Origin of the sequence: Nitrospira sp. ND1, from assembly GCF_900170025.1 — a bacterium.
Classification (GTDB): domain Bacteria; phylum Nitrospirota; class Nitrospiria; order Nitrospirales; family Nitrospiraceae; genus Nitrospira_A.
Window position 1 is genome coordinate 230962 of the sequence record NZ_FWEX01000006.1, and the last position, 11870, is coordinate 242831.

Annotated in this window: 13 protein-coding genes; 2 read left to right on the plus strand and 11 right to left on the minus strand. The window is 58.7% G+C overall.

Going from position 1 to position 11870, the window contains the following annotated elements:
- Positions 1-4 precede the first annotated feature (4 nt).
- The 7 genes from alaS to NSND_RS05625 form a co-directional block, all read right to left on the minus strand.
- Positions 5-2635 carry an alanine--tRNA ligase gene (gene alaS / locus NSND_RS05595; protein ID WP_080878052.1) on the minus strand — a complete coding sequence of 877 codons (2631 nt, stop codon included), beginning with the start codon at positions 2633-2635 and terminating at the stop codon, positions 5-7.
- The gene (locus NSND_RS05600) at positions 2632-3090 is read right to left on the minus strand and encodes a regulatory protein RecX (RefSeq protein WP_080878053.1); all 459 of its coding nucleotides are present in this window, start codon (positions 3088-3090) and stop codon (positions 2632-2634) included. Before NSND_RS05600 ends, alaS begins: the two co-directional genes overlap by 4 nt.
- A 39-nt stretch (positions 3091-3129) precedes the next feature.
- Positions 3130-4242, minus strand: coding sequence for a recombinase RecA (recA, locus tag NSND_RS05605; protein ID WP_080878054.1), 1113 nt, complete (start codon positions 4240-4242; stop codon positions 3130-3132).
- Positions 4243-4737: 495 nt separating this feature from the next.
- Complete coding sequence (locus tag NSND_RS05610; protein WP_080878055.1) at positions 4738-5817, minus strand: glycosyltransferase family protein; 1080 nt, start codon at positions 5815-5817, stop codon at positions 4738-4740.
- Between the two features lie 216 nt (positions 5818-6033).
- Positions 6034-6414, minus strand: coding sequence for a PilZ domain-containing protein (locus tag NSND_RS05615; RefSeq protein ID WP_080878056.1), 381 nt, complete (start codon positions 6412-6414; stop codon positions 6034-6036).
- 185 nt (positions 6415-6599) lie between these two features.
- Positions 6600-7031 (minus strand): type II toxin-antitoxin system VapC family toxin, encoded by a 432-nt coding sequence (locus tag NSND_RS05620; RefSeq protein ID WP_080878057.1) that lies wholly within the window; start codon positions 7029-7031, stop codon positions 6600-6602.
- Positions 7028-7261, minus strand: coding sequence for a FitA-like ribbon-helix-helix domain-containing protein (locus tag NSND_RS05625; RefSeq protein WP_080878058.1), 234 nt, complete (start codon positions 7259-7261; stop codon positions 7028-7030). The genes NSND_RS05620 and NSND_RS05625 overlap by 4 nt, the downstream gene beginning before the upstream one ends.
- A gap of 202 nt (positions 7262-7463) precedes the next feature.
- Between NSND_RS05625 and NSND_RS05630 the strand changes: the two genes are divergently transcribed.
- Entirely contained in the window at positions 7464-7967 is a 504-nt protein-coding gene (locus NSND_RS05630; protein ID WP_080878059.1) for a hypothetical protein, read from the plus strand.
- Positions 7968-8042: 75 nt separating this feature from the next.
- Here the strand turns inward: NSND_RS05630 and NSND_RS05635 are convergent, their stop codons facing one another.
- Positions 8043-8429: a hypothetical protein gene (locus NSND_RS05635; RefSeq protein WP_143833422.1), complete on the minus strand. Its 387-nt coding sequence runs from the start codon at positions 8427-8429 to the stop codon at positions 8043-8045.
- Between the two features lie 263 nt (positions 8430-8692).
- Between NSND_RS05635 and NSND_RS05640 the strand changes: the two genes are divergently transcribed.
- A complete protein-coding gene (locus tag NSND_RS05640; RefSeq protein WP_200810506.1) occupies positions 8693-8911 on the plus strand; it encodes a YetF domain-containing protein in 219 nt (72 codons plus the stop codon).
- Between the two features lie 58 nt (positions 8912-8969).
- On the opposite strand, the gene NSND_RS05645 is transcribed toward NSND_RS05640, so the two are convergent.
- The 3 genes from NSND_RS05645 to NSND_RS21180 all read right to left on the minus strand — a co-directional run bounded on the left by NSND_RS05645 (position 8970) and on the right by NSND_RS21180 (position 11298).
- Positions 8970-9947 carry a hypothetical protein gene (locus tag NSND_RS05645; RefSeq protein WP_080878062.1) on the minus strand — a complete coding sequence of 326 codons (978 nt, stop codon included), beginning with the start codon at positions 9945-9947 and terminating at the stop codon, positions 8970-8972.
- A 12-nt stretch (positions 9948-9959) separates the two neighbouring features.
- A complete protein-coding gene (locus tag NSND_RS05650; protein ID WP_143833423.1) occupies positions 9960-10709 on the minus strand; it encodes a hypothetical protein in 750 nt (249 codons plus the stop codon).
- Between the two features lie 250 nt (positions 10710-10959).
- On the minus strand, positions 10960-11298 hold the full coding sequence (locus NSND_RS21180; protein ID WP_235000328.1) for a DUF1353 domain-containing protein: 339 nt from the start codon (positions 11296-11298) through the stop codon (positions 10960-10962).
- Between the last annotated feature and the right edge of the window lie 572 nt (positions 11299-11870).

Genomic DNA, 11870 nt, shown 5'->3' on the forward strand with positions numbered 1-11870 from the left:
CAGTCTACCCTTCGAGGGCCTTCTGGACCAACCCAAAAACTTTTTCTAACGCGGTGCCGAGTCCCTCGGGATTTTTTCCTCCGGCCTGCGCCATCTCAGGACGTCCTCCCCCGGTCCCGCCCACTTCCGTTGCCATCTCCTTAATAAGTTCGCCCGCTTTCAGACGGCCCACCAGATCCTTCGTTACCACGACGAGCAGCGACACTTTGCCGTCATTCGCCGCCCCGAGCGCCACGACGCCGCTGCGAAGCTTATCGCGCAGTTGATCGGCCAGCGCCCGCATGCCATTCACATCGAGGCCGTCCGTGCGTTGCGCGTGGACCTGCACACCCTTGATCTCGCGCGCCTGCGCGTCGCCTGAGGAGGTACTCGCCATCTTGAGCTTCACTTCCGCGAGTTCCCGTTCCTTCTCTTTCAGTTGCTCGTTCAGTTTGCGGGTACGGGCGACGACTTCACCCGGCGCCACTTTCAGGAGGTCGGACAACTCACGAACATCCGCTTCCAATCGCTTGAGCGAATCCAACGCGCCACTGCCGGTGAGACATTCGATGCGGCGCACACCGGCGGCCACTCCCGATTCAGACACGATCCGGAACAGGCCGATTTCGCCCGTGCGCCGGCAATGCGTACCGCCGCACAATTCCTTGCTGAAGGTGTCGATATGAACCACTCGCACCTGATCGCCATACTTGTCGCCGAAAAACGCCAGCGCCCCGCCGGCCACGGCCTCCTGCACCCCCATCACATCCGTTTGCACCGGCTGATCCTGACGCACCTGCTCATTGACGATCGATTCGATCTCGTCGATGTCGCGTGAGGCCAATGGGCGGAAATGCGCAAAGTCAAACCGCAGCCGATTGGGCGCCACCAGCGACCCGTACTGTTTCACATGCGGCCCCAGCAGATCCCGCAGGGCGGCATGCACCAAATGCGTCGCCGTATGATTGCGGGCCGCATCGTGCCGGGTGCGACGATTCACGGAGAGCTGCAACCGCTCCCCCTCACGGATCGAACCGGATGTGACTACGCCCTTGTGCACGATCAAGGTCGGCACCGGCCTGGTGGTTTCACGAATCTCCACACGGCCATCGGGACCGGTCAGGAGTCCTTGATCGCCGGCCTGCCCGCCGCCTTCCGCATAGAACGGCGTGACATCCAGCACGACTTCGATGTCATCACCTTCACGCGCGTCCTTCACCAGCCGATCGCCCTTGAGCAACGCCTGCACGACACCTTCCGAATTCAGGTGCTCGTAGCCGACGAATGCCGTAGTGCCGACACGAGCGGCCACTTCACTCAATGCGGGGCGGGCCGTCTCACCCTCGAAGCCCCCCGTTTTCCTGGCGCGCGTGCGCTGCTCTTCGATGGCCGCTTCAAATCCCGTCTCATCGAGTCGGATGTCCTGCTCACGGCAGGCTTCCGCAATGAGGTCCATCGGAAAGCCATAGGTGTCATACAACTTAAAAATTTCGGTGCCCGAGAGCATGTTTTGACCGGAGGCTCGCACCTTGGTCAGCATGTCGTTGAGAATCGGCAACCCCTGGTCGAGGGTGGCGATAAACCGTTCTTCTTCGCCCCGTGTCGCCTCCGCCACCGTACCGGCTGCCGGACGCAATTCGTGATAGGCCTCGCCCATTTGCTCCACGACCGTCGCCGTCAGTTCATGCAGGAACGGTTCGGTAATACCCAGCAACCGGCCATGGCGAGCCGCGCGTCGCAGAATCCGGCGGAGCACATATCCACGTCCTTCATTCGACGGCAAGACGCCGTCGGCCATGAGGAATGTGATGGCCCGCAAGTGATCCGCAATGACGCGCATGGAACGATCCGCTTGTTCCACTGCACCGTACTCCGCTCCGGCCCTGCCTCCGATCGCCGCCAACAAGGGCGCAAATAAATCGCTGTCGTAGTTGCTGAGCCGCCCTTGCGCCACCGCCGTCAACCGTTCCAGGCCCATGCCGGTATCGATGCTCGGTTTCGGCAGCGGATTCAGGGTGCCCGCACTGTCGCGATTAAACTGCATAAACACCAGGTTCCAGATCTCGATGACCCGGTCGCCTTCTCCGTTCGGCGTCGCGTCGCCCGGCACCGAGGGGCCCTGATCGAAATGGAGCTCAGAGCAGGGACCGCAAGGGCCCGTATCCGCCATCTGCCAGAAATTATCCTTCTCGCCGCAACGTACAATCCGACTCGGGGAGACGCCGATCTTTCTCCAGAGACGGTCGGCTTCATCGTCCTCGCGGAAGATCGTGATCCACATCCGGTCTTTCGAGAGCCCGACGACTGAGGTCAGAAACTCCCAGCCGAACCGGATGGCGTCTTCCTTGAAATAGTCGCCGAAGGAGAAGTTGCCGAGCATTTCGAAAAAGGTGTGGTGACGCCTTGTGTACCCCACATTTTCGAGATCGTTGTGCTTGCCGCCGGCGCGCAGGCACTTCTGTACGGTCACCGCCCGGTTATACGCACGCGTCTCCTCGCCCAGGAACACCCGCTTGAATTGATTCATGCCGGCGTTCGTAAACAGCAGCGTCGGGTCTGCCTGGGGAATCAAGGGAGCGCTCGGAACCGCCCGATGTCCCTGCTGTTCAAAGTACTGGATGAAGGCTCGTCGCAGATCGTTCACACTTTGGCTCATAACTCGTCCAACCCCGTCTCCAAATCTACTTGAGTGACTTGCTGAATCGTGTCGTCATCGAACCCGCGTTGCCGCAGAAACCGCACCCATTGAGCCGGACGCGTCCGGCTCGCACGCCCTTCGAGCGCCTGGCAGGCTAACTCCTGTTCGGAAATCGAACGGTATGCCTGCCGCAACGCCCGCTCTGCGACACTGTCCTCAAAGCCACGGCTGAGCAGTTCCGCCTTGAGCCGTTCACGGCCCATCGGATGTCGCGACAGTCTCGTTTCCGCCCATCGGATCGCATAGGCCTGATCGTTCAGATAACCTCTGCGCTCCAGTTCACGAACGACGAGGCGCTCTTCCGCCCGGCTCGCACCTTTTTCCAGAACATACCGCTCGACCTGGGCCACGGTCCGATCGGTCCGCGCGAGATACTTGATCGCCAGCGTGAGATAATCCGGCGTCGGTTTCATACGCCGCTCTGGGCTGCGCGCTGTCCGCACTGCCACCACCTAGGTCGTGACTCTGGCACTGTGACCGCGTTTATCGTCCTGGCGTCCCTCTGGCTTCCGTTCGGGCTTCTCATCCTTGGCTTCTTTCCCCTCGACCTTCTTTTCAGTGCCGCGGGAAGGCAGACCGGCGAGATCGCGCACCTTGCCCTCGATCTCTTTCGCAATGGCGGGATTCGCCTTGAGAAAATCGCGGACGGCTTCACGCCCCTGCCCCAATCGTTCACCTTTGTAGGAGTACCAGGCCCCGGCTTTCTCCACCACGCGCTTCTCCACGCCGATATCGACGAGCTCGCCGGATTTCGAAATGCCTTCGGCAAACATGATGTCGAACTCCGCCTGTTTGAACGGCGGCGCCATCTTGTTCTTGACCACCTTGACCCGCACGCGGCTGCCGGTCACATCCTGACCGTCCTTGATCGATTCAATGCGGCGGATGTCGAGACGCACCGAGGAATAAAACTTCAGCGCGTTGCCGCCGGTCGTAGTTTCGGGATTGCCGAACATCACGCCGATCTTCATACGGATCTGATTGATGAAAATCAGGGTGGTCTGCGACTTGGAAATCGCTGCCGTCAGTTTACGAAGCGCCTGCGACATCAGTCGTGCCTGCAATCCCATATGGGAATCGCCCATCTCGCCTTCGATTTCCGCGCGCGGCACCAGGGCCGCCACGGAATCGACCACGATCACATCGATCGCGCCGCTGCGCACCAGGGTTTCTGCAATTTCGAGCGCCTGCTCCCCCGTATCCGGCTGCGAGACGAGGAGATCGTCGGTCTGCACGCCGAGCTTTTTGGCATAGGTCAGATCCAGCGCATGTTCCGCATCGATGAACGCCGCCACGCCGCCCGCCTTTTGTGCCTCGGCAATGGCATGCAGAGTCAACGTCGTTTTGCCGGAAGACTCCGGGCCGAAGATTTCGATCACGCGCCCGCGAGGGAAGCCCCCTACACCGAGGGCAATATCCAACCCCAACGAGCCGCTGGAGATCGCCGGGACATCCGCGGGACGGTCGTCCGCGCCAAGCTTCATCACCGCACCTTTCCCATATTGCTTTTCAATCTGGGCCAGGGCCAGGTCCAACGCGCGTTTTTTCTCGTCTTTTTCAGTCATTCCAAACTCCTTATCGAAGCGTGACTCTGAAGCGTTTCTTGTATCGAACACCGTGGGAGACAACGCACCAGTCGGCGCTGAGTTGACCGAACGTGAACTGGACCGGGGCCAGTCTTTTAGAACGGAATGAATTGCGGATTATACCGGAGTTAGAAGGGAGAAACCTAGCCCGCAGGAGCCGCCATAACGGTTGGGCCTGACCGGCCGGAAATGGCAGGCCCCAGCGGCGTTGCGCACCCCCAAACAGGGGTGAACGTGGTCTATGTCACGCGTCACGATGCATCGCTGCGCAAGATGAGAGCGGTCGTAGCGGGAGGCTTCAAGCGCCTCTAGCCAGGATTATTCATGAATGCCGTCGTGAGTCGTTTGAGACCGAAGCCCGCCGGGGCTTCTCGCAAGTAAGGCCGACGCAGGCGTACTAGCATTCCACCGAGGAGGCCGAACGAGAAAACCCCCGCCGGGGCGGGAGGATCGGACGACGTAGAATAGTCCGGGCTAGCAGGCGACCTGGAGACCGAGTTGCGTGCGAATGGTCGTGGCGAGAAACCGATACTGCCCGGCAACCGTGAGCAGGTACTGCTTCCTGGGTCCTTCCGGCGTCCGTTCGGCCGCCTGGAGATGCGTGCGTTCGGCGCTTTCATATACCAGGACGAGCGACGATTGAATTTGGAGGTGCCGCGAACGGCGAACCCGAATCTGGCCTTGAAGCGGCGCCGTCTCCACCACCTGCAGAATGGCCTGCGCCCGGTGCAAACTGGTGTGGGAGGCCATCACCGCCTCATATCCCTGCCTTGCCACCGCATCCCGCTCGGCCGGACGGCCGCAGTAGTGTGCGACGATCTCGATCACCTGCTCGACATTGCCCCTGTCATAGAGGGCACAATGGGTCCGATCCTGGAACAAGTCGTTGAAACCGTTTCCGATCCGCTCGCCGATCAGGAGCGCCCCGCAAGCCATGGCCTGGAAGGTACGGAAATTCACGTCATTGGCGGCCGATTGATTCAGCACCATCAGGGAACGATTGAAGGGTTCGCGGTACGAGCCGCTCCCCACCGCAATGGGATACCGTCGTTGCAGGCCTTCGATCAACGCGACACGCTCCGGATTCCACTGCCGGTTGAGTGTTCCGACGAACGAGAGTGGCGTATCCCGTAAGCGGCCCGAATCCCCATCGTCGGGCACATGACAGAACAGGGGCTGCCACGAGACGATTTGCCGGTCAGGATCAACCCGATACCGGGAGACCCAGTCTCTCTGCGCCACACAGATGACGTCGAACGCCGCCGCATACTGTTGATGCCAACTTGCATGGAGATGGGAGTCGATCGCATACCACACCAACGGCACGTCGAGCGCCTCCAGCCCTAACAGCTTCGGCGGCCCACTATCGTCCCCCACCACAACCAAGTTGGGAAACCATCGCGCCGGAAACTGCGCCGAAAGACTATGCAGGCTTTCCACGTACGGGCTCAGGACGAAATCGGCCGTGCGATCGAACGCCGCCCATTTGACATCATGGCCGAGCTGCCTGAAGTCCTGCAGAAAGAACGGATTGCCGAGGTGAAGGATGTTCATACACGTGTCAAACGACGCCGCCAGTCCATTTCCTACATCGGTGTATCAGTCTGATAACTTGAAGCAATGGGTCGATCAGACTGGAAACGCGAGGACCGTTTGTCTAGACAGCGGCACGAGCGGCCATCAGCCAAGGACGCTGCCGGGTGGCAAGAGTGCGTGATTTCGTTGGCGAGAGACTAGGGGCGCCTCGAAAAGTGAGGAAACGAACGCAGGTTAGTTGTCCGGATTGGATGTTTCCGGCAGGGCACTGCTGCTCTGGCGGCTCTTCAACCATTCGATCAGTTCAGTCCGGAGCGTGCGATTGAGGCGTTGTTGGGCTTCAAGGGGAAGACGGACAAACTCCACACCGAAATGACGCCCCTTCACCCATTTGATCGTGCCGAGGTCGATGGGGAGTGCCGGCGGCTGATGGTTGAGGAGCACACTCACGCGCACGTCGCTGCCGCAGAGGACTTCTCTATCGCACATGACGGAACAGCCCTTTAGCGACAGGTTGGTTAGCACGCCCTCCCCGACAAAGGGCGCCCCGCCGAAAATGACCGGATAGTTGAGCGGAAACCGGTAGTAGGTTCGAACGTACCGACGAGGTGCCATCAGATCCTCCCTGTGGGCGGATGGTACTCAGGCCGGCCCTGCAACCGATATCCTACCTTGGGAGGGGAAGGGGCAATTACCGACCCGATGACAAGGAGCGAGGGAAGTCAGTGGCCTGAAAACCGACTTTCAGGAGAGCGGTGTGAGCCAGAATAGGATACAGAGCCTGAACACATTCCGGGAGGCTATGCTGTGGGGGGAAGATCTTCCACCCACAGCACCCTTCGCCCATAAACGCCCTTGGCCACAGCGGCGTAGAATTTTCGATCAGCCGTCACGAGGATGCCGTCAATCGCCGCAGCCAACGCCAGGTACAGGCAATCGTACAGACTTCGTTGCGTGTCTACCGCAAACTGATACGCGGCAGGAAACAATCGTGCATCGGCATGCTGCTGAAGCGGAAGTTGCTTCAACTCTCCTCTAATCGTTTCGCCTTCAGCCAGCGTGAGCTCCCCGCGCCGGATTTTCTTCACGATGACGTTGCCCAGTTCCAACGTCACGAATGCCGGCACATGCAGTCGAATCTGTGAGCGACATAACCGAAGTGCCGCCTCCGAGTGGACTTCCGGAATAAACCATTTGATTGCCACGCTGGCATCAACGACGTATCGACTCACCGATCACGATCCTCACGAATAAGCCCCGCGCTGTCACTGAATTTTCGACCGGATTTTTTTAATCGGCTGCGGAACCCTTCTATCCGCAACCAAGCGCCTTCGTAGTCGGGAACCGCTTCCTCCAAAATCGTTTTCACCTCCGACTGCAAAGACCGCCCATGCTCTTTCGCTCGCTTCTTTAACCGTTCGACCACCTGCTCATTGAGCTGTCGTACAAGGACCTGCGCCACCGGGACCTCCTAAATTCAGAGCATTGATAGCAGAACGATAGCAGGCGCGTATCCCATGGTCAATAGGTAGCCGCTTGGACGACAATAGAGCATTCTTCGTCGAGTACACCTCTGCCTCTTCCTTGTTTTGCCGGCGAGGAGTAGGCTGCGGCGGAAAATGGAACTGCGACCCCCGAGGTTCTATCGAGAAAGAAAGGGCTGTATGCGGAAGTATCGACAGGTTGTGATCTGGATGGCCGGGGCCTTGCTGCTGCAGGGATGCGTCGGTTTAGGGGCCTGGACGCTGGGGAGTCGTACTGAATCCAGCGACCATCCCAAAATTGATCGGACGAGAGGTGTGATCGACGTGCGCAACGGCGAACCAGAACGGACACTCAAGACTGCAGCCGAGCTCCGCGCACAGTGGGGCGAGCCAGATCGGGTGGAGTCGCTTGAAGGCGGCAAGGAAGAATGGATCTACAAGACCGACGGCTTGCGATGGTCTGGACTCGTTCTCTATGTCGTCATTGTTCCCCTCCCCGCTATGCTTCCAGTCGGTTCACAATACGTGTCGTTCCTGATGAATGAAGGCCGGATCGAGAAGGCCACGCGCGCGAGCTGGGCGTTCAAGGCCGGTGCCTACTGCGGCTTCTTCGGGATGATGTACGGAGGATTGGGCTGCGGAACGGGCACGTTTGAAGAGCGGCAGAGTGTCGCGACCCACTAAGCAGTTTCCACAAAAAGGCCGGGCTGCGGCTTTCCGCAGCCCGGTTTCCACTTCACTAATTCTGTCACCCACGCATCAATGAGCGCCGGATTTTTCCGGATGCACATCGATGATGTGACCGGCTTCGTTCAGCTCCGCCCGTACCCGCGCGCCATCCTTGATGGAGGCTGAGAGCACCTGTTTCTCCAGCGGAAACTTCTGCTCCCCCTTCGCGGTCTTTAATGTCATCTCATTTTGCATTGTGCCGATTGACACAACTTCACCGGTGACAAACCGATGTTTGCCTTCCGTGCCCTTGGGATGCACTTCCAGCACCATGTTGTTTTCATCAATGACCACGGTGACTTCGTCGCCAGCTCTGGGCAATTCATGACCATGACGCTCGGCACGGTTCTCATTGAGCTGATACGTTGCGCCGTTGGGAACCTTCACCGCAAGCGCGCCGCCCTTCTCCACCACCACCCCTTGCAGCTCCTGGTGGTGACTATTGCGAGAGCCTTTGTGGGAGCCTTCGCCGGCCCTTCCAACCTGACTCGTCACTCCAACCACAGCCAATACCACGCACACATATGTGAACAATTTTGACATGTCCCACCCTCCGTTAGCGAGTCGTCTGTAAACTCTCCCTACGACATACTCAGTAGAGTGGAGAATAGCGGTTTTCCGCGTAGTGAAGGACTAGGAGAAGCCCTGGCAAAAACTCAGAGGAAAGAAGAGTCTGATGAGTGCGGTCTTCTGCTATGGAGCGGTATCTGGACGGACTGCCGTTGATCCTGGTCGATCAAGGCCGGCCGTTGAAGGAACTCATGCACCGGGCGCGCGTGGATGAACGGGATATCCTCGCGGCTGCGCGGGAAAAGCATGGTTTGGAGCGGATGGACCAAATCAAGTATGCGATCCTTGAAACGAACGGCATGATTTCCATCGTACCGAAGACGGGATAGCCGAGGTGAACCCTCCGTTCAAGCGACAATGAACGGCGGGGAAAGCCTGGGGCCATGGCTAGAATCCGAGTTCTTTTTCGAGATCCGCTTTCTTTTTGTCGAATTGCTTCTGCTCCGCCTGACTCTGCTCCGCGAAGGCCCCCTTCACTTTCTCACCGGACTTTTCCAACGCACGGCTGGACGCTTCCATCTTCTTCTTCATCTGCGCGACTTTGTCTTTTGACTTGGGCGACCCGGCGAACTCGAAGTACATCAGGGCATTCGCCTGGGTGAACGTCGAATCGGAACGCGCCGTGATCGTATCGCCCCGCTGCTCGGCCCGCTCCCGCGCCGCCTTGTCGCCGGCCGACAAGAACTTCATCCACCCGGCTGCGGTTCTGAGCTTCTCAAGAGACATGGTGGTGGCCGCAGCCACTTCGATCGCACTGCCGGAAAGCCCCTTTGCAGCCTGCTCTTCCACTTTCATCAGGCGATCGGCCGTGGAGGACGCTATCTTCTGCAAGTCCTGACGATAGGCCTGCGGCGAGACATAGGGCTGACGCGCTCCTGTTTTCGGATCCGGCACCACCCAACGACCTTCATCCACACCCCAGGCCGTCGTGAAGAGCGCGAGATCGTCCGGTTTCGCCTGCAGCGCTTTCATCATCACACGATTCGCATCGGCATAATCCCCGATGGTCTCGAAATAGCGAAACGCCGAGGTCTGCCCATCGCTCCGCACCGGATCGGCAGAATACAAAAGGCCCTTCGCCTCAGCCGCCTTGGCCAAATCCCGGCCCAGTTTCGGCACACCGGTTTTGGCGCGGGACAAGGCGGTCTTGTCGTAACGATCGAGACACTCGTTGCCGAGGATGAATCGATAGGCCATGAACAGCTCGGCCGGCCGCCCGGCCTGTTCGGCCTTCGTCAGAGCAGCGACCGCCGCCTTGGCGCTCTTCTCCTCCTCATCTCCCGAACAGGGATCGTCGGCGCGAACCGGGGACACCGTCACGGCAAGCATCAGCAGGCCACAGCCCAGGATTCTGACCGTACGCATCGCGCACCTCCCCTATCGGCCGAAGAGACCTTTGAGCATTTTGTTCACTTCGGCAGCAGGCGTCTCGCTCTCCTGGCTCTTGCTCCCGCTGTTGCTCCTGGACGAGCGTTTCTCCTTCGCCCGCTCCTGCCCGGCGTTCTTCATCATCTCTTCCATGTTCGGCATGCCGCCCTGCCCCATCATGGCGCCCATATCGTTTTTTGTCGCACCGGCGGGGACTTCGAACAGCGCAGGGTTCTGCTTCTCGATTTTCACATTCGTCAACTCGCTGGCCATGCGCATCTTCTTGTCACCCTCCTTCGACAGCAGATCCATTTTCACCGTGACACCCTCTTTGGTGGTCCAAAAGAAACCGCCGAACTTCGACCCGTCCGGCTTGGTTGCGATGATTTTTGTTTTCGTGGTCTTCAAACCGTTGATGGTCTCTTCGCCGACCTCGGTCTGCTCCTGAATATCGAAGCCACCCATGTCGGGCGCGTTCGATTGATCCAGCGGCATCTCCATATACATATCGCCCATCACCTGCCAGACGACCTTCTTGTCCTTGCGGATGATGGTCACGCTGCCGTCCGCCCCGCCCATTTCCATTCGCTGCTTCGTGGGCGTGTGATAGACGCGGGACTTCATCGTCATACCACCCTCGGTTTCCATCGTGCTGTCCGCCGAATACTCCACCGTCGGCTCCGGCGGCGGCGCAGCCGCGACCGTCAGAGGCACAAGGACCAACGAGATCAACATTGCGACAGATCGACACAGCGTCATGGCCTAACCTCCTGGTGAACCGGGTGATTGTCTGGCGGGGCAGAGGCTAGCGGGGATTCAGGGGGGAGTCAATATGGGGGGCAGGGTCAGTCGAAGCTTACCATTTACGCCCGCCAATACGTTGAAATGCCCTGCACTACATTCCTACATCACTCGCATCAATCATCTGACAGGATTCGCAGACATATCCACAATCGGATAGACCAGATGCGAGAAGTAGGTCGGCAATTTCTCCAACATTAGAAGAGCACTACCCTGCCTTCGGCATCCGTTTGTAGCTGATCCATCCCCCGCTGCGCACGCCTAGATACATAAGTCCAGCCGTCAATCGCCACACACCACGAGCACGCATGCCCCAGTAAAAAACTCGATCCACAGTTTCGCGTGGTAGACTGCGTGCGAACTCGTCTGCAGGATCCCTGTAAAGGTAATCATGCAAAATCGCAGCGTAAATCGTGTTATTGAGGGGAGAAATGAGTGAATGCAAAATCCGCGGGATGCTGGCAAAGTCCGTAGTAGCAAGTTTCGGAATGATGAGTTTGTGCTCCACACCGTCAATCACGATGGGCACATGCCAATCAAACACCATCACGAAATGGCCTCGGACGCAAGCAGGGATTTGATATGTATCTCCAGTTGGAAGACTGATGACTCGTTGGTCATCAGTGGCGTTCTTCGACGGAGCGTTGACCCGAGCGACAACCGGTGGCGTCCGAGAAAATCGAATTCCTACATGCCTTGGCTCGATCAAATATGCGCTTAGGAAAAGGAGGCTAAACACTCCCCAGAACTCAATGCTTGTGCCCATTTATTGGCTTCCCCCGCAGCTGCATGATAGTAACGGCGCTTCGATGGCCATGAGGTCCGCCGAGACAAACTGGCAAAAGTCTGCCATGAACTCATCCCTACCAAGCGCAAGTTGCAACAGTCACGCTGTAGACAGGCAAGCCCTTCCTTGCCATAGAGGGCGCTGGGGCACAATGGTCGTAGCGCTATATCCAGGAATGCGTAGGGTCAGGGACGAATGTAACTCCACTTGCCACACCGGTTTCAATTTCCACAGCTCCACCAGGAGGCGCAGCTTGCTCGCGGTGTAGGACCAGAATTCTAACCAGCCAGCCGCCAGGAATTCTCGCACGATCCGTGCGCAGCATTGACACT